This is a genomic window from Streptomyces sp. NPDC058284 (genome assembly GCF_042881135.1).
Taxonomy (GTDB): domain Bacteria; phylum Actinomycetota; class Actinomycetes; order Streptomycetales; family Streptomycetaceae; genus Streptomyces.
The window spans coordinates 126,652-152,462 of sequence record NZ_JBHVYE010000001.1 but is presented as its reverse complement, the minus strand read 5'-3'; the positions used below and the strand labels follow the sequence as shown (position 1 = coordinate 152,462).

General features: G+C 73.1%; 14 protein-coding genes. 7 read left to right on the top strand and 7 right to left on the bottom strand.

Going from position 1 to position 25,811, the window contains the following annotated elements:
* The first annotated feature begins 199 nt into the window (after window positions 1-199).
* Complete coding sequence (locus ACFVYR_RS00595; protein ID WP_384247065.1) at window positions 200-1,759, top strand: methyltransferase; 1,560 nt, start codon at window positions 200-202, stop codon at window positions 1,757-1,759.
* Window positions 1,760-2,278: 519 nt separating this feature from the next.
* Entirely contained in the window at window positions 2,279-2,953 is a 675-nt protein-coding gene (locus tag ACFVYR_RS00590) for a LuxR C-terminal-related transcriptional regulator (RefSeq protein WP_384247063.1), read from the top strand.
* A 42-nt stretch (window positions 2,954-2,995) separates the two neighbouring features.
* On the opposite strand, the gene ACFVYR_RS00585 is transcribed toward ACFVYR_RS00590, so the two are convergent.
* On the bottom strand, window positions 2,996-3,772 hold the full coding sequence (locus ACFVYR_RS00585; protein WP_384247061.1) for a thioesterase II family protein: 777 nt from the start codon (window positions 3,770-3,772) through the stop codon (window positions 2,996-2,998).
* Window positions 3,773-4,118: 346 nt separating this feature from the next.
* Between ACFVYR_RS00585 and ACFVYR_RS00580 the strand changes: the two genes are divergently transcribed.
* From ACFVYR_RS00580 to ACFVYR_RS00570, 3 genes are read left to right on the top strand one after another with little or no spacing between them, the layout of a single operon-like run.
* Complete coding sequence (locus tag ACFVYR_RS00580; protein WP_384247058.1) at window positions 4,119-7,526, top strand: amino acid adenylation domain-containing protein; 3,408 nt, start codon at window positions 4,119-4,121, stop codon at window positions 7,524-7,526.
* A gap of 8 nt (window positions 7,527-7,534) precedes the next feature.
* Entirely contained in the window at window positions 7,535-11,893 is a 4,359-nt protein-coding gene (locus ACFVYR_RS00575) for a type I polyketide synthase (RefSeq protein WP_384247056.1), read from the top strand.
* Complete coding sequence (locus tag ACFVYR_RS00570) at window positions 11,890-18,381, top strand: SDR family NAD(P)-dependent oxidoreductase (RefSeq protein WP_384247054.1); 6,492 nt, start codon at window positions 11,890-11,892, stop codon at window positions 18,379-18,381. The genes ACFVYR_RS00575 and ACFVYR_RS00570 overlap by 4 nt, the downstream gene beginning before the upstream one ends.
* 13 nt (window positions 18,382-18,394) lie before the next feature.
* Here ACFVYR_RS00570 and ACFVYR_RS00565 read toward each other — a convergent pair whose 3' ends face one another.
* The 4 genes from ACFVYR_RS00565 to ACFVYR_RS00550 are packed head-to-tail and all read right to left on the bottom strand — an operon-like array spanning window position 18,395 to window position 21,061.
* Window positions 18,395-18,808: a response regulator transcription factor gene (locus tag ACFVYR_RS00565; RefSeq protein ID WP_384247051.1), complete on the bottom strand. Its 414-nt coding sequence runs from the start codon at window positions 18,806-18,808 to the stop codon at window positions 18,395-18,397.
* The gene (locus tag ACFVYR_RS00560) at window positions 18,805-19,887 is read right to left on the bottom strand and encodes a PAS domain-containing protein (protein WP_384247049.1); all 1,083 of its coding nucleotides are present in this window, start codon (window positions 19,885-19,887) and stop codon (window positions 18,805-18,807) included. The genes ACFVYR_RS00565 and ACFVYR_RS00560 overlap by 4 nt, the downstream gene beginning before the upstream one ends.
* Before the next feature lie 23 nt (window positions 19,888-19,910).
* A complete protein-coding gene (locus ACFVYR_RS00555; protein WP_384247048.1) occupies window positions 19,911-20,603 on the bottom strand; it encodes a response regulator in 693 nt (230 codons plus the stop codon).
* Between the two features lie 32 nt (window positions 20,604-20,635).
* Window positions 20,636-21,061 carry an STAS domain-containing protein gene (locus ACFVYR_RS00550; RefSeq protein WP_384247045.1) on the bottom strand — a complete coding sequence of 142 codons (426 nt, stop codon included), beginning with the start codon at window positions 21,059-21,061 and terminating at the stop codon, window positions 20,636-20,638.
* A 391-nt stretch (window positions 21,062-21,452) separates the two neighbouring features.
* Between ACFVYR_RS00550 and ACFVYR_RS00545 the strand changes: the two genes are divergently transcribed.
* Window positions 21,453-23,006: an amidohydrolase family protein gene (locus tag ACFVYR_RS00545; protein WP_384247042.1), complete on the top strand. Its 1,554-nt coding sequence runs from the start codon at window positions 21,453-21,455 to the stop codon at window positions 23,004-23,006.
* A gap of 135 nt (window positions 23,007-23,141) precedes the next feature.
* Entirely contained in the window at window positions 23,142-24,320 is a 1,179-nt protein-coding gene (locus tag ACFVYR_RS00540) for a cytochrome P450 (protein ID WP_384247040.1), read from the top strand.
* 39 nt (window positions 24,321-24,359) lie between these two features.
* On the opposite strand, the gene ACFVYR_RS00535 is transcribed toward ACFVYR_RS00540, so the two are convergent.
* Both ACFVYR_RS00535 and ACFVYR_RS00530 read right to left on the bottom strand, forming a co-directional pair.
* Window positions 24,360-25,151: an anti-sigma factor domain-containing protein gene (locus ACFVYR_RS00535; RefSeq protein WP_384247037.1), complete on the bottom strand. Its 792-nt coding sequence runs from the start codon at window positions 25,149-25,151 to the stop codon at window positions 24,360-24,362.
* On the bottom strand, window positions 25,148-25,732 hold the full coding sequence (locus ACFVYR_RS00530; protein ID WP_384247035.1) for a sigma-70 family RNA polymerase sigma factor: 585 nt from the start codon (window positions 25,730-25,732) through the stop codon (window positions 25,148-25,150). Before ACFVYR_RS00530 ends, ACFVYR_RS00535 begins: the two co-directional genes overlap by 4 nt.
* Between the last annotated feature and the right edge of the window lie 79 nt (window positions 25,733-25,811).

Genomic DNA, 25,811 nt, shown 5'->3' with positions numbered 1-25,811 from the left:
AGAGTGCAAGAAGCGGGTGTGGTGTAAACCGTGGGATGTACTGCGTTGCCCGGCAACAAACCGTCTTCCGGTCGGCATCGCAGATCGATAGCATGTGGGCCACCTTGCGGTGGTGATACGGGCGAATCCGAACCGCCTTTCCGCATTCCCGTGGCCGGCCACCCGAATCCGAACTTTGCCCCCAGAGAAGGAGAATCACATGCCCGCTCTCGATGCGCGGACTTCCGAAGGCACGGCGGCCGCCGCGGAACTGGAGCGTGTCCTTGAGGCACACCCCGGTGTCGAGCAGTGCGCCGTGCTGACCGGGACCGGTCCTGACGGCATACCGGTGCGCACGGCCTATGTGGTCCCCCGCCGCAACGACGCCGTCATGGACGACGGGGCCACGCTCGGCCGGCAGTACGTGGCCGAATGGCAGGGCGTGTACGACCACGTGTACGCCCAGCCCGCCTCCGACGACCCCACGTTCGACATCAGGGGCTGGCTGAGCAGCTACACCGGCGGCGAGCTGAGCGAGGACGACATGCGGGCCTGGCTGGACGGCACGGTGACCCGGATCAAGAGCCTGGGCGCCCGGCGCATCCTCGAAGTCGGCTGCGGCACGGGCCTGTTGCTGCACCGCCTGGCGCCCGGCACCGAACGCTATCTGGCCAGCGACATCTCGGCGGGCGCGGTGGACCGCATCCGCGGTGCGTTCGGAGGCCGGCTGCCGGACGGCGTGGACATCTTCCAGGCGCCCGCGGACGACATGTCGGCGGTGGCCCCCCGCTCCGTCGACGGCTTCGTCGTGAACTCGGTGTCGCAGTACTTCCCGGACGAGGAGTATCTGGACCGCGTCATGCGCCAGGCCGTCGACGCGGTGGACGAGGGCGGCTTCCTCTTCATCGGGGACGTACGCTCCGCGGCTCTGAACCGGGCGTTCGGCGCGGGCCTCGAACTGGCCCGCGCCCCGGAGCGGGCCCCGAGCGAGAAGGTGCAGGCACTCGTCGAGCGCCGCTGCTGCACGGGCACCGAACTCATCATCGACCCGAGCTACTTCACCTCGCTCGCCGACCGGCTGCCGCGCGTCGTCCATGTGGCCGTGCTGCTGCGGCGGGGGGCGCGTCGCACCGAGATGAACCGCTTCCGCTACGACGTGGTGATCCGCCTCGACCGGTTGCCCGCGGGCGTCACCGCTGTGCCCGAGTGGCGGCCCTGGGAGCGGGACCGCTGGGGCGCGGCCGAACTGCGCCGCCATCTTCGGGACGAGCGCCCTGCGGCGCTCGGGCTGCTCGGCGTGCCCAACGCGCGCGTTCTGGCCGACCATGTGGCCGCCGAGCTCCTTGCGCGGCCCGACCGCCCCGCCGTGGCGGGCGAGGTGCTCGCCAAGGCCCGCGCCGCGGCCACCGACGGGGTCGACCCCGAGGAGATCTGGGCGCTCGGCGACGACCTGCCCTACGCGGTCCGCCTCAGCTGGGCCCGTTCCCTGCCCGACGGGGCCTTCGACGTGAGCCTGGTCCGGGTCGAGGACGCGGCGGCCCCGGCACCGGAGGTCCGCTTCCCCGAGGAGCCCGCCCCGCCGCGCAGGCCCGTCAACCGGCCGTGGTACGGGCGGGTGGAGAACCTGAGCCCGGTCAAACTGCGTGCCCATGTACGGGAGCGGGGAGCCGAGTCCGTGATGCCGGGCCGGTTCGTGCTCCTGGAGTCGCTGCCCGGCGAGCACGGCGAGCATGGCGCCGCGTTCGACAAGGAGGCGTTGCGCTCGATCCAGTGGGCGTGATCCGGCCACGGCACAGTGACTGTTGTCACGTGTGAAACAGGCTATGGGCCCGTTCAGGTGGAGTAGCGGGGTAAGGGCCGCTCGGGCAATTTCCTTGCCATATGCATGGATTGGTCCGGCATATGGTGACCATAAGAGGTCGAGACCCCGTGGCTGAATAAGGGTAGCCGTAAAGCGCAGTGATAACAGTTTTCATATTGCAAAAGGTGTGCAAGTGCGGCGCTGGGGCGGAAGCGGCGGCTCCAGCGCTGCGTCCCGCCGCCCCGAAAGGAGGGGGAATCGCGCCAACCTAAAAGCGGAAGACTAGATTCCGTCAAATTTATGTAACGTTCACATAGGCTATGGCTCATAACGGCCCACGCTGTTCTGTGCGTTGCAGGCGCACCGGCGGATGTGATGACTCGTCTGATGGGGGAGCTGGCAATGCGGTGCGTAAGTGCGATACGAGCCGTGGATGGTCGGGAGGAAATGCTGTCGGCGCGGCCCAGACCAGGGGCGCGTAACAGCCGGATAAAACTGTTGCTCGGCGACGAACAGCCATTGGTGCGCCGCGGACTGCGCGCACTCTTCGAAAGCGATCCGGCGTTCCGGGTCCAGGGCGAGGCGGCCAACGGCGCCTCCTTGCTCGAACTGGCGAACACCCACCGGCCGGACATGGTGCTGATGGACGCGGACCTCCCAGGACCCGATGTCCTCGACGTCGTCCGCCGGCTCGTCGGAGACCGTCACGACGGCAGTACCGGCGTGGTCCTGCTTGCCTCCGAAGGCGGCCTGGCCGACGGATGCGTGCTCGGTGCCGCCCGCGCGGGGGTGCGCGGCTTCCTCTTCAAGCGGGAGTCCTCGGAGATCGTCTCCGGCGTACTGGACGTCGCCCGGGGCGGCGCCGCCATGAGTCCCGGCATCGTGGGCCAGGTGCTCAAGGCGCTGCGCCGCACCCACCGGCCACAGGCGCTGCGCCCGTCCGGTGAACTCGCCCTGCTCACCCCGCGCGAGATGCAGATCTTCCAGCTCGTCGCCCAGGGACTGACCAATCAGCAGATCGCGGACGTCCTCGTCCTCTCCGAGGCGACGGTCAAGTCCCACTTCAACCGCATCTGCCGCAAACTGGCCCTGCGCAACCGGGTCGACGCGGTGATCCTTGCCTACGAGATGGGCGTCGCGGGAGCCGTCACGGAACCCCGTTCCACCGCTTGAGGGAGCGGGGCGCCGGCCGGCCCGGCGCCCCGCGGCCCCTGGCTATGCCGTCGGGACTTGGCAGCCGTGCGCAGCGGCCAGCGTCCGGGCCACCTCCGCGGCCACTTCAGCAAGCCGTTCGTGCAGGTAGAAGTGGCCGCCGGGGAAGACATGTGAGGCGAATTCCCCGGCGGTGATCTCGCTCCAGCGGAGCATCTCCGCAGGGCTGACATGCGGGTCGTCCGTGCCGCAGTACGCCGAGACCGGGGCGGAGATCCGCGCCCGCGGGTCCGGCCGGTACGTCTCGATGAGGCGGTAGTCGTCCCGGATGGCGGGCAGGAACAGGGACCGGAAGTCGGCGCTGTCGAGGATGTCGCTCGACGTGCCCTCCAGCGCGCGCAAGTCCTCGACCAGGGCGTCGTCCGACAAGAGGTGCACCGCGGAGGCGAGGGCCGCGTGCGGTGCGGGCCGCCCCGACACGCACAGCCGCAGCAGCCCGCCAGGGCAGTCCCGCTCGATCCGCCGCGCCACCTCGAAGGCGACGGCGGCGCCCATGCTGTGCCCGAACAGCACCAGCGGCCGTTCCCGCGTCACCGGCAGCGCGGCGGCGATCTCGTCCGCGAGTGCCTCGATGCTCGGCGCGGGCGGCTCGTCGAACCGGTCCTCGCGTCCGGGGCAGCGCACCGCAAGAATTTCCACCTCGGGTGCGAGTTCCCGGGCCCACCCCTGGTAGGAACTGGCGCCGCCACCGGCGTGCGGAAAGCACACCAGGCGCGGCGCGCCCGGCTTCGCCCCGTGGCGGCGCACCCATCGCTCGGAACCTGCCATTTCGGCCGTCATGCTCCTTCTCCCGCATGTCCGTTGCCCGTGGCGCCGCAAAGGGGCATCGTCTTTCGCCCGGCTCTTCCCGGGAAATTCGCGGCCGCTTGAGGAGCCGCGATCGTACATATGGGCCGGGCATTGGACAAGGGCCGGGATAGCGCGGGGCGCGAGGCGGAACCACGGTTGGAGACACCGATGGCTACCGGAGTTGGACGACGCCCGCGTACCCCGCTGTTACGTTCGGCCGGGGCCGATGATGTCGGTTACCGGCTCCGTCGGACGACTTTGAATGCGGGAATTGCGGGAATCCCTCTCAGGGCGCCCGGCCCGCTGTCCCGAAGAGAGAAAACAGGGGACCCGCGCAGTGACGAGTACCGAGGACCGGACCGAGATATCCCCCGATGAGCAAAGGCGCGAACTCACCCGGCTGCTGCTGGCCGAGGCGGGAGTGCGGCGGCCGGATACGGCCCACGCCACCGTCGCCGTCCGGGAGCCGGGGAACGGCACCGCCGATGCGGCGCCCGCCCCGCTGACCGCCGCCGAGGAACGCATGTGGTTCCTGAGGCAGCTGCGGCCGGACGACATCGCCTACAACCTGTGCGGGGGCATCCGGCTCACCGGCCGACTCGACCTGGACGCGCTGGCCGCCGCCGTCACCGGCCTGGTGGCGGCGCACGACATCCTGCGCACCCGCTATCCGTCCGGCGACGACGGAGCACCGGTCCGCGAGGTGCTGCCCGCGCCGGACACGGTCCCGCTGGAGGTGACCGAGCTGGGCGACCTGCCCGACGACGAGCGCGTGTCCGCGGCGGAACGCGCCATCGAGCAGGAGGGGCGCAGGGCCTTCCGGCTCGATGACGAGACGCCGATGCGCCTGCGCGTGTTCCGCTTCACGCCGGCCGACCACGTACTCACCCTGACGGTCCACCACATCGCCTTCGACGACACCTCCTGGGGCCGCGTCCTCGACGAGCTTGCCGCCCGCTACGCCGTGGCGAGCGGCGCAGGAGGTTCCGTACCCGCCCGCCCCCACGTGCAGTACGCCGACTTCGCCCGGTGGGAGAGGGTGCAGCTCGACGACGGCGCCTGGGAACGCCAACTGGCGTACTGGAAGGGGCGCTTGGGCCAGCCGGCCGCCCCCCTCGCCCTCCCCGCCGACCATCCCCGCACCGGCGGCACCGACACGGACGGCGTCCGGCGCGACGCGCTTCTCGGCTCCGACGACAGCCGCGCCCTGCGGGAACTGGCCCGCCGGAGCGGGGCGACGCTGCACACCGCGCTGCTCGCCGGGTACCAGGCCGTCCTGCACCGCTGGAGCGGCGAGAGCGACATCGCGGTCGGCTCGCCCGTCGTCAACCGGGGCCGGACCGAGTTCGAGGACGTGGTCGGCAACTTCGGCAACACCGTCGTCCTGCGCACCGACCTCTCAGGCGCCGCCTCCTTCCGCGCGCTCCTCGCCCGTACCCGCGACACCTGCGCCGACGCCTTCGCCCACCAGGACGTCCCCTTCGACCGGGTCGTCGAGGCCCTGCGGCCCGCAGGCGCGGTCGGCCAGGCCCCGCTGTTCGACGCCGTGTTCTCCTTCGTCGCCGCGCGGCCCCGCCGGGTGGAGACCCCCTCCCTGACCTTCGCGGAGCACCCGCACCACAACGGCACCGCGCGCTTCCCGCTCGTCCTCGAAGTGCGCGAGGCCGCCGACGGGCTCGCCTTTGGACTCACCGGCCGGGGCGACCTCTTCTCGGCGACCGCGCTGGACCGGATGCTGGGCCACCTCCTGACGTTCCTGCGGGACGCGGTCGCCCGCCCGGACGCTCCGCTGGACGACCTGCGGCTGCTCACGGAAGCCGAGGAGCACAGGGCCCTGACCGAGTGGAGCCGCTCCCGCGAGGAGCCTCCCGAGGCACGGCCGCTGCACCGGCTGGTGGCCGAGCAGGCGGCCCGCACCCCCGACCTGGTCGCCGTCGCGGCGGACGGCACCACCCTCACGTACCGAGAACTGGACCAGCGGGCCGATGAGCTGGCCGCCCGGCTCAGGGCCGAAGGGGTGGGGCCCGAACGCATCGTGGGCGTGCACCTGGCCCGTACGCCGGCCCTGGTGGTCGCGCTGCTCGCCGTACTGAAGGCGGGCGGAGCCTTCATGCCGCTCGAACCGGACTGGCCCGCCCTGCGCCTGCGCTCCGTGGTGGAGCGGAGCCGCCCGCTGCTGGTCCTCACGGACAGCCGGCACACCGCGGCGCCACCACCGCTCGACGTGCCCGTGCTGGACCTGGCACAGCCCCCGGCCCCGGTCGAAGGACCGGACATCCCCGGCTGCGACCCTGCGATGGAGAACGTGGCCTACGTCATCCACACCTCCGGCTCCACGGGCACCCCCAAGGGGGTGATGATCCGTCACCAGGCCATTTCGAGCCGCCTGGTGTGGCAGTCCGCGCTCCTCGGCATGACCAGCGACGACCGTGTCCTGCACAAGGCGCCCATGGGCTTCGACATCTCCGTGAACGAGATCTTCCTGCCCCTGGTCAACGGTGCCCGCCTCGTCCTCGCGGACCCCGGCGCGCACGGTGACGTCGGATATCTGGCCGAGCTGATCGAGCGGGAACGCGTCACGTTCCTCTACATCGTCGCCTCGATGCTGGAGGTCCTCCTCGAACGCGACGACATCAGCCGTGCGGCCCGCTCGATCCGGCACCTGTGGTGCGGCGGCGAGGCGCTCACCCCCGCGCTCTACCGGCGTTTCCGCGAACGCCTCGACGCCACCATGTACCACGGCTACGGCCCCGCCGAGACGACCATCGGGATCAGCTGCCAGGTCTTCGACGAGGAGGAGGACGGCGCGGTCGTCACCCTCGGCAGGCCCAACCCCAACGCCCGCCTGTACGTGCTCGACCTGTCCATGCGGCCCGTGCCCGTGGGCGTCGTGGGAGAGATCCACATCGGCGGCATGCCGCTGGCCCGCGGCTACCTGAACGACCCGGCGCGCACCGCCGAGTCGTTCGTGCCCGACCCGTTCGGCGTCGAGCCCGGCGGGCGCCTCTACCGGACCGGTGACCTGGCCCGCTACCGCGAGGACGGGCGCGTCGAGTTCATCGGCCGCGCCGACCACCAGGTCAAGGTGAGGGGCTTCCGCATCGAACTGGGCGAGGTGGAGGCGGCCCTCGCCGCCCACCCGGCCGTACGCCAGGCCGTCGCCCTGGTGCGTTCCGGGGAACCGGGCGGAGACCGGCTCGCGGCGTGGTGCGTGGCCGAACAGCCGGTGGCGGAGGCCGAGTTGCGTGCGTGGCTCGCGGCCCGCCTTCCGCACTACGCGGTCCCCGGTGAACTGCGCCTACTGCCCGCGTTGCCGCTGACCGCCGCAGGAAAGACGGACCGCGCCGCGCTGCTCGCCCTGGAGCCGGCCCCTGCCGCCGCCGTCGCCGTCGTGGACCCTGAGAACGACCTCGAACGCGCGGTCGCCGCCGTGTGGACCGAACTGCTCGGCCGGACCGACCTCGGCACCCGGCACAACTTCTTCGACGTGGGCGGCCATTCGCTGCTGCTCGTCCGCGCGCAGAACCTGTACAAGCGCCGCCTGGGCCGCGACATCCCCCTGGTGGAGCTCTACGACCACCCCACCGTGGCCGCGCTCGCGGCCCACCTCTCCCGGGACCCGGGCAAGGGCGGTGACCCGGAGCTGGAACGCGTACGGGCCCGCGCCCGGCGCCGCAGGCAGCGCGGGACCGGAGGAGCGGCGGGCACGGCCGGGACCCCCGAGGTCCCCGGTGAGAGGACGTGATGAGGACCGTGGACAACGCACTGGCATCCGGCGCCGAGGCGCCCCGGGAGGCACACCCGGACAACGACATCGAGAACGGCACCGGCAGGGAGAACGGCACCGACATCGAGAACGGCACCGACATCGCCGTCATCGGCATGGCCGGACGCTTCCCGGGCGCGCGCGACCTGACCGCCTTCTGGGAGAACCTGACGGCGGGACGTGAGTCGGTCGCACCGATCGACGACGCCGACTACCTCGCGGCGGGCGGCGACCCCGAGCTGCTCGACGATCCCTACCTGGTCAGGATGGCCTCCGTCGTCGACGGCATCGAGGAGTTCGACGCCGCGTACTTCGGCTACCCGCCCGCGGAGGCGGAACTCCTCGACCCGCAGCAGCGGCTCTTCCTCGAATGCGCCCACCACACCCTGGAACACGCCGGCTACGGCCCGGGCACCACCGAAGGCCTGGTGGGCGTGTACGCGGGAGCCCAGCAGAGCCGCTACTTCCTCGACCACGTCTACCCCCGGCTGCGGGCCGGGGACGGCCTGGCCCTGCACCACGCCCAGCTCGGCAACGTCAACAGCACCCTGGCCACCCGGGTCAGCTACGAACTCGGCCTGAACGGCCCCAGCCTGTCCGTGCAGACCGCCTGCTCGACCTCGCTCGTCGCGGTGCACCTCGCCTGCCAGGACCTGCTCGACGAGCGCTGCGACGTGGCGCTCGCCGGCGGTGTGTCCCTCAACCCGGCCCTGCGCCAGGGGTACCGCTACGTGCAGGACGGCCCGTTCTCCCGGGACGGCCGGTGCCGCCCCTTCGACGCCGACGCCACCGGCATGACCGGGGGCGAGGGCGTGGGCGCCGTGCTGCTCAAGCGGCTGGCCGACGCCCTCGCCGACGGCGACCACATCCACGCCGTCATCAAGGGCACCGCGGTCAACAACGACGGCGACCGCAAGGTGGGTTTCGCCGCCCCCAGCGTCGTCGGCCAGGCCGAAGTGATCGTCACCGCCCGGACCCTGGCGGGAGTGGACGCCGACACCATCGGCCTCATCGAGGCGCACGGCACGGGCACACCGGTCGGCGACCCCATCGAAGTCGCGGCGCTGGCACGGGCGTTCGCCCTCGACACGGACCGTACCGGCTACTGCGCGCTCGGTTCGGTCAAGAGCAACATCGGGCACCTGGACGCCGCGGCGGGCATCGCGGGGCTGATCAAGGCCGTCCTCGCCCTGGAGCACCGCACCGTGCCGGCGTCCCTGAACTTCCGCACGCCCAACCCCCACCTGTCGCTCGACACGACCCCCTTCTACGTACCCACGACGACCCGTCCCTGGGCGGAACAGTCCCACCCGCGCCGCGCCGGGGTCAGCTCCCTGGGGATCGGCGGCACCAACGCGCACGTCATCCTGGAGGAGGCACCCACACTCACGCCCCCGCCTGCCTCCGCCCCGATCGCCGAAACCCCGGCCGAACACATCCTCGTCCTCTCCGCCCGCACACCCGAAGCGCTCGACGACCTCGGCCACCGGCTCGGCCGACGCCTCAAGGACGAGCCGGGCCTCGCCCTGGCCGACGTGGCCCACACGCTCCGCGCGGGCCGCCGCGCCCACCCCCACCGGCGCGCCGTCGTCGCCCGCGACACCGCGGAGGCGGCCCGCGCGGTCGCCCCCGGCGGCCCGGCCCACCAGGCGGTCCCCGGCCGCCCGGTCGTCTTCCTCTTCCCTGGCGCGGGATCGCAGCACCCCGGCATGGGCCGCGACCTGTACGACCGCGAACCCGTCTTCCGCGAGCAGATCGACCGGTGCGCCGACATCCTGCGCCCGCACCTGCCCACCGACCTGCGCACGATGCTGTACGAGGACGAGCCAGCGGCCGGCGGGGTCTTCCCGGCCCTCCTGTCCACCGAGTACGCGCTCGCCCGGCTCGTCATGTCCTGGGGCCTGCGCCCCGCGGCGCTGCTCGGCCACAGCCTCGGCGAGTACACCGCGGCCTGCGTGGCCGACGTGCTGCGCCTGGAGGAGGCCCTGCCGCTGGTCGTACGGCGCGAGGAACTGTTCGCACGCGCTGCCGGAGGCGGCGGCATGCTGGGCGTGGCCCTCGACGAGAGAGGGGCGGCCCGCCTTGACGCGGAACTCTCGCTCGCCGCCGTCAATGGCCCCCGCGCCTGCGTCCTCGCGGGACCGGAAGCCGCGCTCGCCCGCGCCGAACGGCGGCTGACGGAACAGGGCGTCGACCACCGGCGCATCCGCTTCGGCGCGGCGGCCCACTCCGCCCTGCTCGACCCGGTCCTCGACACCTACGCGCAGGCGCTGAGCACCGTCCGGCTCGGCGCCCCCCGCATCCCGTACGTCTCCAACCTCACCGGCACCTGGGCCACCGCCGAACAGGCCGCGGACCCCGCCGCCTGGGTGCGCCACACCCGCGAACCGGTGCGGTTCTCCGACGGCCTGCGCACCCTGCTGGCCGAGGGCGACCCGCTCGTCCTCGAAGTCGGCCCCGGACGCGCCCTCTCCACACTGACCCGGGGCCTGGCCGCTCCCGGCACGCCGGTGCTGCCGTTGATGCGCCACCCCCAGGCCCAGGAGCCGGACCGGCGCACGCTGCTCCAGGCCGTGGGAGACGCCTGGAGCCATGGCGCGGACATCGACTGGAACGCCCTGACCACCGGCCCCGCCCCCCGCCGTGTCCCACTGCCCGGCTACCCCTTCGCCCGCACGCGGCACTGGATCGACGTCCAGGCGCGCACCGCGCCCGCCGCACCGGCCGGGCCCCCGGCTCCCGCGCAGGCGGAACGGTTCCCGGTCGAACTCTCCGCACACCTGGAGTGGATGACCACCGCCGAGCGGCACCTGCGCACCGAGCACGCCGCCCGCAGGCTCCCCGCCGAACTGACCCGGAACCTCGACGCCCTGGCCACGGCCCATGTCTGCGCGCTGCTGCGCCGGGCAGGCGTCCCCACAGCCCCGGGCGCCGTCGTCGAACGCGCCACCGTCCATGAGGCGTTCCGCACCGTCCCGGCCTATCGTCCCTTCGTGGACGCCCTGTTGGGCCTGCTGGCCGACGACGGCATCCTCACCGCCGACGCCGACCGGCTGCGCTTCACCCCGGCCGCCGCCGACGTCGGCGACCCGGCCGTGCTCACCGCGGGCATCGTCCGGGACCACCCCGACCAGGCCGACGACCTCGACTACCTCGACCACTGCGTACGCCACTACCCGCAGGTGCTCTCCGGAGCCCTGGCGGGCACCGAAGTGCTGCTCCCCGAAGGCAGCGACGAACGCCAGCGGGCCCTGATCGACCGCCGCCTCGCCTTCAGCGACATCCCGCTCTACCGCGGGCTCATCGCCCGGACGGTCGCCAGGCTCGCCGCCGAGGCGGGCGGGCGCCCCGTGCGCGTCCTGGAGATCGGTGCCGGCCGCGGCTACCTCACCTGGGACGTGGCCGAAGAGCTGCGTTCGCTGCCCGGCGTCGAGTACCACTTCACCGACCTGGGCCGCTCCTTCGTCCTGGACGGCCAACGCCAGGCGCGCGAACAAGGTCTGACGGCTCTTCAGTTCGGGGTTCTCGACATCACCCGCGACCCGGCGCCCCAGGGCTATCCGGCCGCCTCCTTCGACCTCGTCCTCGCCTTCAACGTGCTGCACGCCACCCCCGACCTGCGCCAGGCCGTGCGCCACGCCGCCGGACTCCTCGTCCCCGACGGAGTGGCGATGCTCCTCGAAGCGTCCCGGCAGCAGCGCTGGTCACTGATGACGACCGGCCTGTACGAGGGCTGGTGGTACTTCGACGACGACCTGCGCGAAGGGTCCCCGCTGGTCGGGCCAGAGGTCTGGCGGGACCTGCTGCGCGCCGAGGGCCTCGCCGACGTCACCACCTTCCCCGGTTCCGCCGCCGACGACGAGAGCGACCACACCCTGGTCGTCGCCCGGCGCGGCGCGGCGCCCCGCGCCGCCACCGGCCCCTCGTCCGCCGCCGTCGGCCGCTCCTTCAACCGGCGCCCCGACCTGTCCGTGGCCTACACCGCCCCGGCGACCCCGCGCGAGAAGGAGGTCGTCACGGTCTGGGAGGAGGTGCTCGGCATCGACGGCATCGGCGTCCACGACAACTTCTTCGATCTGGGCGGCGAATCCCTCCTGGCCATGCAGCTGATGGCGCGCCTGCGCGACCGGTGCGGCGCCGAACTGTCACTGCGCCGCATCTTCGACGCCCCCACCGTCGCCGACCTCGTCCCCCTCCTCGAACAGGCCGCACCGGCCGCCGCCGGCCGTATCCGCCGCAGCGCCCGCCGCGGCACGCCGCAGGCCGCGACGGCCGCAACGGCCGCAAACGTCCGGGGCGACACCTCCGAGCAGCACGACAAGACCGAGAGGACGCAGCAGCCGTGACCCTGGCCGAGCACCCCGAGTCCAACACCCCCGCCGACGCCGGGCCGCTGCGCTTCCCCGCCTCCTACGCCCAGCAGCGCATGTGGTTCTTCCACCACCTGCAGCGGGACAACCCGTACTACAACATCCCGCTCGCGCTGCGCTGGTCGGGCCGGGTCGACGTGGCCGCGCTGCGCCTCGCCCTTGAGCAGGTCGTGGCGCGCCACGAGATCCTGCGCACCACCTTCACCACGCAGAACGGCGAACCGCACCAGGTCGTGGCCCCCTCCGGTACGGCGGCTCTCGACACCGTGGAACTGGCGCCCGAGCAGGAGCGGCAGTGGGCCCTGGACTGGGTGGACCGGCCCTTCGATCTGACCCGCGGACCGCTGCTGCGCGCCGCGCTCATCACCACGGGACCCGACCGGCACCTGCTGATCCTCTGCCAGCACCACATCATCACCGACGGCTGGTCGCTCAACCTCCTCACGAAGGAGCTGACCGCCTTCTACCGCGAGCGCCTCACCGGCGAGCCCAACGGCCTCCCGGCGCTGGAGATCCAGTACGCGGACTTCGCCGACTGGCAGCGCGACCGGCTCGCCGGAGATGAACTGGAGCGCCAACTCGGGTATTGGCGCGCACAGTTGAGCGGCGATCTGCCGACCCTGGAGCTGCCCGTGGACCGGCCGCGCCCCGCGGAGCAGACCTTCCGCGGTGCCCGCGTCGATCTCGCCCTGCCCGCCGAGCTCACCGAGGCCCTCACCGCACTCGGCCGCGCCCACCGCGCCACCCTGTTCATGACCCTGTTCGCTGGCGTCAGCGCACTGCTGCACCGGTACACCGGGCAGGACGCCGTGCTGATGGGCTCTCCGGTGGCAGGCCGCGACCAGGTCGAGACCGAAGCGCTGCTCGGCCTGTTCGTCAACACCCTCGTACTCCGCGGCGACCTGTCCGGCGAACCGACGTTCGCCCAACTGCTCGGCCGCGTACGGCAGATGTGTACCGATGCCTTCGCCCACCAGGACGTACCGCTCGACAGGCTGGTGGAGGAGCTCCAGCCGGACCGCGACGCGAGCCGCACCCCGCTGTTCCAGACCCTCTTCGCGCTCCAGAGCGGCCCGGACACCGAACGCGCCCTGCCCGGCGCCCAGTTGCGGGCGGAGGCGCTGCCCCGCGCGTCCACCCGCTTCGACCTGGAGTTCCACCTCTGGCAGGACGGCGGGCAGCTGCGCGGCACCATCGTGTACAGCACCGACCTCTTCGCCGAGGCCACGGTGCGCGGCCTGGCGGACCATCTGCACCGCCTCCTCGCCGAGGCCGTACGCACCCCCGAACGCCCCGTGTCGGACCTGCCCCTGCACGACGCCGAGGCCCTCCCGGCCCCGCCCGCCCTCGCACCCGACACCGTCCCGGCACGCCTCGCCGCACAGACGCTGCGCACCCCGCGGGCGACGGCCCTCACGACAGGCACGGGCCGGCACACGTACACGGATCTCGCCGAGCGTGTACGGGCCGCCGCCCACTGGCTGCACGCCCAGGGGCTGCGCCACGGCGACCGCGCCGCCCTGTGCCTGCCGCCGGGAGCTCTCTCCGTGACGACGGCGCTCGCCCTGCTGCGGCTCGGCGTGGTCTGCGTACCGCTCGACCCCGCGACACCCGAACCGGCCGCCCGCGCCTTCATCGCCGACAGCGGGGCGAGTGTCCTGCTCACCGCGGGGCCGCCCTCCTGGACGCACACCCCGCCCGTCCTGGACCTCACCGGCCTGCCGGTCACCCGGCCCGACGGCGCCGACGACCCGGCCGGTCCGCCCGTGCGCCCCACCGACCCCGCCGTAGTCGTCCACGGCGACCACGGGCCCGTACCGGTCACCCACGCCCAGCTGTGCGACACCGTGGACTGGCTCCAGCGCCGCACCCCGCTCACCGCCGACGACATCGTCCTGCACCACCGGCCGGACGCGCTGCTCTGCGCCGTCCACGCCATCCTGTGGCCCCTGCTGCACGGCGCGGCCGTCCACCCGGCGCCGTCGGCCGACGACACCCCGGCGACCGTCGCGTTCCTGCCGCCCACCGCACTGGCCACCGGGGCCGTCGCCCGGCTGCGCCTGGTCCACACCTCGGGCGGCCTGCTGACGGCCCGCCTCGCCGACCGGTTCCACGCCGCCACCGGCGCCGCGCTGCACCGCCTGTGGCCGCTCCCCGAAGCAGGCGGCTACGTCGCGGCCCTGCACTGCGCACCGGGCCTGGCCGGCCACGAGCTGAGCACCGGTGAGCCGGGCAACCGCCCCGCCGCCGTCGTCGACTCCCGCTCCCGGCCCCTCGCGCCCGGCATCCCCGGCCTGCTGCACGTTGCCGCCCCCGAGCGGCCCTTCTCCTGGCGTTGCCGTCGCCTGCCCGACGGCCGCATCGCCCTCGACGACACCGCAGGCCGCGTACGCCGCGACGGCCTCGGCGCCGACCCCGCCGACATCGAGAACGCCCTGCTGCGCGAGGAGTCGCTCGGCGCCTGCGCGGTCCTGGCCCGCACCACCACCGACGGCGTCGAGGAACTGGTCGCCTACGTGGTGCCCACCGGAGCCTTCCACCCCGCCCGGCTGCGCGACCACGCCCGCTCGCTCCTGCCCGCCCCCCTGGTGCCGAGCGCCTACGTCGCGGTCACCTCCCTGCCCCGCACCCGCGACGGCCACCTCGACGAAGCCGCGCTGCGGGCTCTTCCGGTCCTCGACGAGGAGTTGATACGGCAGTGGGAGCGGGCGCTGCCCTCCGCGAAGGTCACCCTGACCGAGGACACCACCGCGACCTCCGAGGGCCGCGTACACACCGACATTCCCGGCCCGCACGCCAACGACGGTAAGGCGGAGGGCAGTTCGGGCCCCCTCGTGGACTCGGCCGGTTCCCGCACCACCACCGACGCGACCGCCCGACCGGCCCTGTCCACCGGACCCGGCGACGCGGTGCCGGACGTGGCGACCCTCCCCGAGGCGCTGCACCGCGCCGCCGCCCGCGGTGGGGGCGGCATCCTGCTCCTCGACCACCAGGGGGAGGCGCGCGAACTGGACTACGCCACGCTCGCCGCCGAAGCCGGGCGCGTGCTCGGTGGGCTGCGGGCGGCGGGCCTGACCGCGGGCGACCGCGCCCTCCTGCAGTGCCCCGACCACCGTGACTTCCTCGTCGCGTTCTGGGCCTGTGTGCTCGGCGGCATCGTGCCCGTCCCCCTGGCGCCCATCACGCCGGGCCAGGACGGACCCGCCGCCGACCGGCTCGCCGGGGCCCTCGAACTGCTGGGCGCGCCACTCGTCCTCACCGATGGCGCGACCGCCACCGCCCTGGCCGAGACCGCCGCCCGCCGCGCCTGGACCACGGTGCCGCGCCTCGGCATCCTGGACGAGCTGCGCGCCGCGGCCCCCGGCGCACCGCACCCCGCCGGCCCCGACGACGTGGCGCTGCTCCTGCTGACCTCGGGCAGCACCGGCGCCCCCAAGGCGGTCGCGCTGCGCCACCGCAACGTACTCGCCCGGTCCGCCGCCACCAGCGCCGCCAACGGCTTCGGCCCAGGGGAGGTGTCCTTCAACTGGATGCCCCTGGACCACGTCGGGGGCGTCGTGATGTTCCACGTCCGGGACGTCTACCTCGGCTGCCGCCAGGTGCACGCACCCACCGCGTGGATCCTCCAGGAGCCGCTGCGCTGGCTGGAGACGGTCAACGCCTGCCGCGCGACGCTGACATGGGCGCCCAACTTCGCGTTCGGCCTGGTCAACGACCGCGTCGCGGAAGCGGCCGGGGCGGACTGGGACCTGTCGTGCCTGCGCTTCATCCAGAACGCCGGGGAAGCGATCATGCCGCGCGTCGCCCGGCGGTTCCTGGCCGCCCTGGCGCCGTTCGGCCTGCCCGCCACCGCCATGCGCCCCTCCTGGGGCATGTCCGAGACCTCGTCGGCCGTCACGTACTCCGACGCCTTCACCCTCGCCACCACCAGCGACGACGCCTCCTTCACCGAGGTCGGCCGCCCGCTGCCGGGCACCACCCTGCGCATCGTCGACGAGCACGACACGACGCTGCCCGAGGGCACACCGGGCCGCCTGCTGGTCAAGGGCCCCACGGTCACCTCCGGCTACCACGACAACCCGGAGGCCAACCGGGCCGCGTTCACCGACGACGGCTGGTTCGACACCGGCGACCTGGGGGTTCTCCGCGACGGGGCCCTCACCATCACCGGGCGCGCCAAGGACGTACTCATCATCAACGGCGTGAACCACTACTGCCACGAGATCGAGTCCGTGGTGGAGGAACTCGACGGCGTCGAGAACTCCTTCACCGCCGCGTGCGCGGTCCGCGACCCCGGAGCCACCACCGACGACCTCGTCCTCTTCGTCCACCTGCGGGTCGGCCCCGCCGATCCCGCGGACGCCATCCGGGAGATCCGCGCCCACCTCGTGCGGCGCAGCGGCCTCAACCCGCGCCACGTCCTGCCCGTGGACCGCGAGGAGATCCCCAAGACCGAGATCGGCAAGATCCAGCGCTCCAAGCTGCGGGACCGCTTCCACGCGGGCGACTTCGCCGACCTGATCCGCGCCACCGACCTCGCCCTGGGCAACGAGCGGACCCTGCCCAACTGGTTCTACGAGCGGCGCTGGCGCCCCGCCCGCCCGCAGCGGGCACCCCGCTCCCACGCCACGGCCCTGGTCCTGACCGACCGACTCGGCCTCGCCGACGCCCTCTTGACCCGGCTCGCCGCGGACGGGCGCACCGCCGCCCGCGTCGACCTCGGCGCGGACCACGCCCGGATCGTCCCCGGCCACTACCGCATCCGCCCCGACCACCGCGACGACCACGACTGGCTGTTCGGCGCCCTCGCCGCCGACGGACTCACCCCCGGCGAGATCGTCGACCTCACCACCTACGCGCCGCCGGCCCCCGCCGACCCCGACAGGACCGTGCCCGCCGCCACCGCCTGCTTGATCCACCTCGTGCAGGCCCTCGCCGCCCACCGCGCCGCCGACGACGCCGACGTCACCCTGCGGGTCGCCGGACGCCACACCCAGCACGCCCTGCCCGGCGACCGCCCCGACTGCGACCGGGCCGCCCGCCTCGCGCTGCTCGTCAGCCTCGGCCAAGAGCTCTCCTGGCTCAACGCCTCCCACCTCGACCTGCCCGGCGACGGCACACCCGCAACCGACCTGACGCATCTGCTCGCCGAACTGGACGCCCGCCCCGGCGAACCGGAAGCCGCCGTACGAGAGGGCCGCCGCCTCACCCCGCGCCTCGCCCAACTGCCGAGCACCCCCGCGAAGACCGGCTCACCGCTGCGCCGCGGCGGCCTGTACGTCGTCACCGGTGGTCTCGGCGGCCTCGGCGCCGAAATCTGCGCCCACCTGCTCGACGCCTACGACGCCCGGCTGCTCATTCTCGGCCGCACCGAGCTGCCGCCGGACTCCGCGGCACCGGACGACCCTGCCGCCCGGTCCCGCCTGGAGACCCTGCGTTCGCTGCGATCCCGCAGCGACGACGTCCTGTACGCCACGGCCGACGTCTGCGATCCGGAGCAGACGCGCGCCGCCCTGGACCTCGCCCGCGCCCGCTGGTCACAGGAGCCCTGTGCGGTGCTCCACCTCGCGGGGACCTTCCGCCAACAGCCGTTCCTCACCCAGAGCGTCGACGACCTCGCCGGAATCCTCGCGCCCAAGACCACCGGCACCCAGGTCCTCCTCGACTGCCTCGCCGACAGCCCGGAAACGGTCCTCATCGGCTTCTCCTCCGTCAACGGCACGCTCGGCGCGGCCCTGGCGAGCGCGTACGCGGCCGCCAACGCCCACCTGGACGCCAGGGCGCACCAAACGGGGAGCCCGCGCGTCCGCAGCCTCGCCTGGAGCCTGTGGGAGGAGACCGGCATGAGCCGCGGCCACCACCTCACCGAACCCAGCCGGGCCCGCGGGTACCATCCCATCGGCAAGGGCGAGGGGCTGCGGGCCTTCCTCCACGCCCTGCGCCACGACCGCCCCCACGTGCTGGTCGGACTCGACGCCTCCAAGCCGTTCATCCGCAGCCGTCTCGACGCTCCCACGCGCCCGGTGCACCGCCTGAGCGCACACACCTCCGCGCCCCCGGAGCCGGGGGCGGTGACGCTTCCCGACCGGTACGGCCTCGCCACCACCTGCGCGCCGGCCGACGCCTGCGGCGACTCCTCGTCCGGCACAGCCGCCGCGCCGGCCGGACCCACCCAGGAACTCGTCGCCCGCACCTGGTGCGACGTCCTCCACCTCGACCGGGTGGGCCCGCACGACAACTTCTTCGACCTCGGCGGACACTCCCTGCACCTCGCCCGCGTACACAACCTCCTCGAAGCGGCCCTCGAACGGCCCTTCTCGATGGTCGACCTCTTCCGCCACTCCACCGTCGCGAGCCTCGCCGCGTTCCTCGACACCCCGGCCGCGCCGCCTCCCACCCGAGCCGCGGCCCAGGCACGGGCCGACCGCCGCCAGTCGGCCCGAAACCGACGACGGCCCCGATGAGACCCGGCCGTGACTAGCGCGCCCCGTCCGGCCCGGCCGCCGCCCGGCGCAGCGCGGTGAGGAGTTTCCGGTTGCTCTCACCTTTGAGTACGTACGCGACGGCGCCGGCGCTCGTCATCTGCTCGACGGAGCCCTTGTCGTCGTACGCGGAGAACGCCACGATCCTGCTGGCCGGTGAACACCGTGAGATGCCCCTGGCCACGGTGTGGCCGCCACCGGGGAAGCGGACGTCCAGGACGACGAGGTCCGGCCGGTGGCGGCTCGCGAGCCGAAGCGCCTGCTCGCTGTCGCACGCGGTGCCCACGACCTCCAGATCGGGCTGGGCCCGCACGACCTCCATGAGGGTCTCCAGGAGCAGGGCGTTGTCATCGCACAGGAGCACGGTCCACGGCGCGCCGGGGGAGCCGGGCGGCGGCGTCCCGGTCACGGCGCACCGTCCTTCGGCGCGGGCTCCGGCATGGGAAGGGGGTTGGGCACCCAGAACTCGACGGTCGTTCCCGTGCCGGGCCGACTGCGCATGGACCACCAGCCTCCCGCCGTCTCGGCCCTCTCCCGCATCTCGATGACCCCGAAATGGTTCTGGGTGCCGTCCTGGGACATCGGTATGCCGGTCCCGTCGTCCGCGACGCGCGTCACGATTCCCCCGTCGGCGGACGCGACATGGACGTCGACCTTGCTCGCCCGCGCGTGCTTGTGCACGTTCAGCAGTGCTTCCTGGACGATGCGGAAGATGGTGATGGCGGTCTCGGGCGTGGGCTGGCGGTCCAGCCGGTGCTCGAAGGAGAAGGCCATGCCCCAGGAGGAGCCCACGACGTCCTCCAGGTGGCTGGAGAGCCCCTCGACCAGGCCGTGCCGGTCGATCCCCGGCGGATGCAGCCGGAAGGTCAGGCTGCGCAGGCGGCCGATCGCTTCGCGCACCGACGTGTCCAGACGCCGCAGTTCGGCCGCGTGCGCCTCCGGCACCTGCTCCGCGAGCAGTTCCAGCCGCATGCCGACGGCGACCATGGCCTGGATGGAGTCGTCGTGGACGTCCCACGCGATGCGGCGCCGTTCCGTCTCCTGCGCCTGGACCAGGTGGTCGAACAACCGCCGCCGCTCGCTGAGGGCGTGCTGCGCCGCCCGCTGTTCGGACATGTCGCGGGTGACCTTGCCGAATCCCTGCAACACGCCCTTCTCGTCCCACAAGGCGGTGATGACCACGTTCGCCCAGAACCGGGAGCCGTCCTTGCGCACCCGCCACCCCTCGTCCTCGAGGCGGCCGTCGGCCACGGCGGTCTCCAGCTCCCACTGCGGCTTGCCCGACGCCTGGTCCTCGGGCGGGTAGAAGACCGAGAAGTGCTGCCCGACGATGTCCGTGGCCTGGTACCCCTTGATCCGCTCCGCCCCCGCGTTCCAGCTGATGATGTAGCCCTGCGGGTCGAGCATGAAGATGCCGTAGTCCAGAACGCCCTGGACCAGCAGGGTGAAGGCCGCTTCCGACAGCGGAGCCGCCTGCTTCCGTGCCATCTTCGGCACTCGCGAGTCCCGCGTCATGTGACGAGCCCTTCCCGGCGCGCGATCACCACGGCTTCCAGCTGGGAGCGCGCACCCAGCTTCTCCAGTACGCGCTGGACGTGATTGCGCCCGGTGTTGAGGGCGAAGCCCAGCCGGTCGCTGATCTCGGCGGTGCTGCGGCCTTCCGCGAGCAGATGCAGGACCTCCCGCTCCCGCGGCGTCAGGTTCCCGCCGACACTCGCCGTCCTGCCGGTCAGCTGCCCCAGCACGTCGCCCAGCAGATCCTGGCCGAACACGACCTCGCCCGCCGCCACCCGGCGTACGGCGTCCTCCAGTTCGCTCAGTCCGCGGGCCTTCAGGATCAGCCCTGCCCCGCCCGTCTCCACGACGCGCGCGGCCACCGACCCGCTCGCCTCGCCCGCCAGCACCAGTACGCGCGCGTCCGGCACGACGGCCAGCAGATCGGCGATGGCGGCGACCCCGTCACCGTCCGGCAGGCGCCGGTCCATCAGGACGACGTCCGGATCGCACCGCCTCGCGTCCGCCAGCGCCGACTCCACCGACGCCGCGCGCCCCACGATCCGCAGATCGGGCGACCGCTCCAGGGCGAGGCAGATCGCCTCGGCCACCATGTCGTGGTCCTCGACCAACAGAACCCTGACGGGACGGCCCGGACGATCCGGACCGCCCGATTGGCCCGGACGACTGTGCGGGGAAGGAGAAGGCATCGACGCATCCTTGCAGGTGGCGGACCGCACGATCATGCCAGAAGGTCCCCGAAGGCCGACTCGGCGGCGGCCACCGCCGGGGCGGGGCGCCTTCCCGCCGCACCCGAAGCGGCGCGGGCCGACGCCGCGTGCGCGGGTGTGCCGTGCGTGGTGAGGAGGGCGTCGGCCCCGAGCAGCGAGAGCAGCCGCCCCAACTGCGTACCGATCCCTTCCACGAGCAGGTCCGCACCGGACCGGAGGATCAGGATCCGGGCCGTGAACAAGGCGTTCACTCCGGCGCAGTCGCAGAACGAGACACCGCTCAGGTCGAGGCAGAGCCTCGTCGGCCGCTTCGCCAGACACGTCGCGACCGCGTCGTGGACGTATGGAGCGGTGTCCAGGTCGAGTTCGCCGGCGAGAGTCACCCGGGCCTCGCCCGAATGAACAACAGCATGTGACGTGAACGGGTAAACGGTCACCGTGTCCCGCACCTCTCCGTGCTCACGTGCGGCGCGTACCGGCACGCAGCGCGCTCCCCAGGCCCCTCCCTGCGAAGAGGCCACCTGATGTCAACTGCGGCTTCGCTGCCTCATAGTGCGAGGAGCTCAGCCTCGGTCTAGTGAATCCGCACTAGGCGACGAAGTCAACGTAGGCCCACGGAGCGTGACGGCAGAGTGTCAGCATGCCCCCGGGTGGTCCCGGCAACACCCCGCACACGCCGCCTGGCCGCACTGTCCGAACGCCCCGTGTGCGCCAGAGTCGTGGGGGCCGGCGGACACGGCCGACGGCATCACAAGGCGGAGGGGGAGCAGCATGTACGAAGTGACAGCCGGGGCACGTCTCGGGGTACGTCGCGGGCCACGTCGCGGCATGGCCCGACGGGGCTTCCTGGCCGGGACCGTCGCCGTGACGGGCACGGCGCTGACAGGGACGGCGCCGACATGGACCGCACACGCGGCCGGTACGAAGTCCGAAGGCGGCGCGGGCCGCGGCCAGTTGGCGTTCACCCACGTCACCGTCATCGACGGATCGGGCGCACCCCCGGCCCCCGACATGACGGTCGTCGTCGAGGGTGGCCGCATCACGGGACTCGGCCCGACCGCACGGACCCGGCTCCGCCCGGGCACCCGCACCGTCGATCTGACCGGCAAGTACCTGATCCCGGGACTGATCGAGGCCCACACCCACAGCGACGGCCCGGAGACGGTGATCCCCGCGCTGTACGCCCTCACCGGTGTCACGACGGTCCGGGAGATGCGGGGCCAGGCGGTCCACCACGAGTGGCGCGCGAAGATCCGCTCGGGAGCGCTGCTCGGCCCCCGCTGGGTCGTCGGCAGCCCCATCGTCGACGGCGCGCCCTCCCTGTGGGCGGCGGACGTGGGCCCGACCGTCGAGGTGCGCGACGCGGCAGAGGCCCGGCGTGCCGTACGGCGGGTCAAGCGGGAGGGCGCGGACTTCGTCAAGGTGTACTCCCGCCTGTCCCGCGAGGCGTACTTCGCCCTCGCGGACGAGGCCAGGCGCCAGGGCATCCCCCACCTCGGGCACTGCCCCGACACCGTACGGATCACGGAGGCGAGCGCCACCGGCCACCGCACCATCGAGCACCTGCACGCGCTGCTCCTCGCGACCTCACGGCACGAGAAGGAGATACGCCGCCGCCTGGCCGCCGTACGGACCGATCCGCACGACCCCAGCAGCCTGTCCCGCTATCAGAGCTGGTTCCAGCAGGTGCATCCTCTCGAATGGCGGGCGGTGCGCGGCTACGACCGGGAGCGGGCCGACGCCCTCTTTCGCGGGCTCGCGGCCGACGGGACCGCGGTCGTCCCCACGCTCAGCGTGCACCGCAACCTGGAGCTGCCCGACGACGTCCCGTCCCGGGCCGAGGAGTGGAAGTACCTGCCCGCCTGGCAGGTGGAGAGCTGGCCGGACCAGCTGACGGCCCTGACCGGCGGCCGTACCCCCGAACAGGCCCGGCGGATACGCCAGATCTTCGCGCACCGGCTCCGCCTCGTCAGCGAGCTGCACGGCGCGGGCGTGCGCCTCGCGGCGGGCACCGACACCGGCACCGGATACCTCGTCCCGGGCTTCGCCCTCCACGACGAACTGGCGCTGCTCGTATCGGCCGGGCTCACCCCGGCCGATGCCCTGCGCTCGGCCACACGGGACGCCGCCCGCGTCCTCGGCCTGCCCGCCGTCGGCACCGTGGCCCGCGGACACGCCGCCGATCTGCTGGTCCTCGACGCCGACCCGCTGCGGGACATCCGCAACACCCGTCGCATCCACGGCGTGGTCGTCGACGGCCGATGGATCCCGCCGGAGGAACGCCGCCGGCTCCTCGCGGCGGTGGAACGGGCCGCCGCGAGCACCCCGCCTCCCGAGGAGGGCGCGGCCATCAGGGGCTGCGGCTGCGGCGCTCATCCCTGACGTGCGGGCCGCTGGGCTCCCTCACCCCGTCGCTGCAGGCCTGTGGGACGCGCGCCGCGACCTGACCGGCGTCGACCCTGGCGCGCTCCCCGGATAGCGTGCACCAGAAGCCGAAACCCGTGGGAGCCCAGACGCATGACCGACCCGACCCAGGACCCCAGCTTCCTGCGGAACCCGTATCCGGCCTACGCGGCCATGCGGTCCACCTGCCCGGTACAGCCCGCACCCGGCGGCTCCACCGGGCGTCCCGGCTACCTGGTCACCGGCTACGCGGAAGCCAGAGAAGCCCTGGCCGACCCGCGGCTCTCGAAGGACACGGCCGCCTTCTTCGCGGGCAAGGATTCGCGGCGTCGCCTGCACCCCGCGGTCGCCCGCACGATGCTCGCCAGTGACCCGCCCCGGCACACCCGGCTGCGCAGACTGGTGACCAAGGCGTTCACGACGGGGGCCGTCAAGCAGCTGCGTCCGTTCATCGCGCGCGTCACCGACGAACTGCTGGACCAGTGGCCCGTAGGGGAGCGGTTCGACTTCGTGGCCGGACTCGCGGTGCCGCTGCCGGTCATCGTGATCTGCGAACTGCTCGGCGTCCCACGGGCCGACCGGCCCGACGTCCGGCGCTGGTCCGCCGAGCTGTTCGCGGCGGGAGAACCGGACCTCATCGACGCGGCCTCGCACGCACTGGCCGACTACATGACGGACCTCATCACCGCCAAGCGCCGAGCCCCCGGCGACCGCCTCCTCGACCGGCTCATCCGGGCCCGCGACGGGGACGACCACCTGAGCGAGGAGGAACTCGTCTCCCTGGCCGTACTGCTGCTGGTGGCCGGGCACGAGACCACCACCAACTTCCTCGGCAACGCCGTCCTCGCACTGCTCCAGCGCCCGGCCGAGCTGGACCGCCTCAGGGAGAACCCGGACGACATCCCCTACGTGCTGGACGAACTGCTCCGGTTCGATTCCCCCGTAAGCACGGCCACGTTCCGTTTCACCACGGAATCCGTCACGCTCGGCGGCACCGAGATCCCGGCCGGTGTCCCCGTACTGGTCGCTCTCGGGGCCGCCAACCGCGACCCGGCGCGGTTCCCCTCGCCGGACCTGCTCGACCCGGACCGGGACGCCGCCGCACACCTGGGCTTCGGCCACGGCATCCACCGCTGCGTCGGCGCCCCCCTCGCGAAGGCCGAGGCGGAGATCGCCCTGCGAGCGGTCCTGACCCGGTTCCCGGGCCTCCGGCTCGCCGTACCGGCCGACCGACTGAGCTGGCGGCGCACCCGCCTCGTACGCGGTCTCGCGTCGCTTCCCGTACTGGCGTGACCGCCGGGCGCCCAGAATGCGCCCGGCACGCGATCCTCGTCAGGCAGGGAAGTCCATCAACGCCACCGGCGCGCTGGTGGGCCGGGGGGACCCCCCAGCGGGTTCCACGGTGATACCCATGCCGCGGGCCCGGTCGACCCGCCCGTCGAGGAGCAGGGATTCCGTGTCCGCGCCGGGGTCCAGGAGACCGGCGGGCCGCATGCCGCCGCCGTCGTCGAACCACAGTTGGTAGACCTTGCCCCGCGGGGGAGCGGGGAGCCCGGCCACCAGGAACGCGGCCCGGTCGCGGCTCGCGGACACGACGACCGTCCCGCTGCCCCCGCCCGACAGCTTCCCGGTGCGGGTCCTGGCGTCGGGGGCGGCGAGCACCGCCGCGATGTCCTCGGCCTGACGCTGCGTCTGCCGCGCCTGCTCGCGGGCGTCCTGCGCCTGCTGGTGCTGCCACACGGCGGTGCCGCCCAGGCTCGCGGCCGCCGCCAGGCAGGCGGCCAGCGCCCAGCGGGACAGCCGGTGTGCCCGCTGTCGTACGTTGCCCGGGCCGGGGCCCCGCTCGGCGTCCGGTCCTGCGTCCGGCCCGGTGTCCGGCCCTGTGCGCGGGACTTCCTGCCGGATGGTGGTGATGCGGCGCAGCACGTCGTCCCTCATGCCCCGGCGGGGCGCGACCGCGGTGGCCTGCCCCAGACGAGCGGCGGTCTCGGTGAACTCGCGCACCTCCTGCGCGCAGGCCTCGCACCGCGCGAGATGTTCCTCCGCCGCCGCGCGCTCCTCGTCGCCCAACGCGTGCAGCGCGTACGCGCCGGTGAACGTGTGCGGGTCGTCCATGTTGGTCATGCGCCGACCCCCAGGCAGTCACGAAGGCGGATGAGTCCGTCCCTGAGGCGGGTCTTGACCGTTCCCAGCGGGAGCGAGAGCAGCTCGGCCACCTGCCGGTAGGTCAGGCCGCGGTAGTACGCGAGGGTGACGGACTGTCGTTGGAATTCGGTCAGGGTGCGCAGGCACCGGCGTACCTGCTCGTGCTCCAGGCGGGTCTCCACCTGCTCACTCACCTCGTCGAAGTCCCGCTCGCGCGCCAGCATCGCCGACTTGTGGTCGCGGGCCGCGGACGCCTCGGCGGAACGCACCCGGTCCACGGCCCGCCGGTGGGCGAGCGTGAGGATCCAGTTCCGCGCCGTTCCGATCTCCGGCCGGTAGCGGGGAGCAGTACGCCACACCTCCAGGAGGACCTCCTGGGCCACCTCCTCGGACTGGGCGTGATCGCGCAGCACGGCACGGATCACGCCGAGGACGGGTCCCGCCACGGCGTCATAGACGTCGGCGAAGGCCTTCTGGTCGCCCTGGGCGACCCGGGCGACGAGTTCTTGGAGATCGGGTCCCGGAGCTCTCCCGATCCCGATGTGCACGACTTCCTTCATGCAGCGGTCCTCCACGGAAACGGGTGCACTGCGCTGGTTGCTCCTATGATTCGGAGCCGACGGCGGTGGCGGATTGGTC

Coding starts and splice junctions, on each gene's coding strand:
- ACFVYR_RS00595 (WP_384247065.1), top strand. CDS start 200: ATGCCCGCTCTCGATGCGCGGACTTCCGAAGGCACGGCGGCCGCCGCG.
- ACFVYR_RS00585 (WP_384247061.1), bottom strand. CDS start 3,772: ATGACGGCCGAAATGGCAGGTTCCGAGCGATGGGTGCGCCGCCACGGG.
- ACFVYR_RS00560 (WP_384247049.1), bottom strand. CDS start 19,887: ATGGCACGGAAGCAGGCGGCTCCGCTGTCGGAAGCGGCCTTCACCCTG.
- ACFVYR_RS00555 (WP_384247048.1), bottom strand. CDS start 20,603: ATGCCTTCTCCTTCCCCGCACAGTCGTCCGGGCCAATCGGGCGGTCCG.
- ACFVYR_RS00545 (WP_384247042.1), top strand. CDS start 21,453: ATGGCCCGACGGGGCTTCCTGGCCGGGACCGTCGCCGTGACGGGCACG.
- ACFVYR_RS00540 (WP_384247040.1), top strand. CDS start 23,142: ATGACCGACCCGACCCAGGACCCCAGCTTCCTGCGGAACCCGTATCCG.
- ACFVYR_RS00535 (WP_384247037.1), bottom strand. CDS start 25,151: ATGACCAACATGGACGACCCGCACACGTTCACCGGCGCGTACGCGCTG.
- ACFVYR_RS00530 (WP_384247035.1), bottom strand. CDS start 25,732: ATGAAGGAAGTCGTGCACATCGGGATCGGGAGAGCTCCGGGACCCGAT.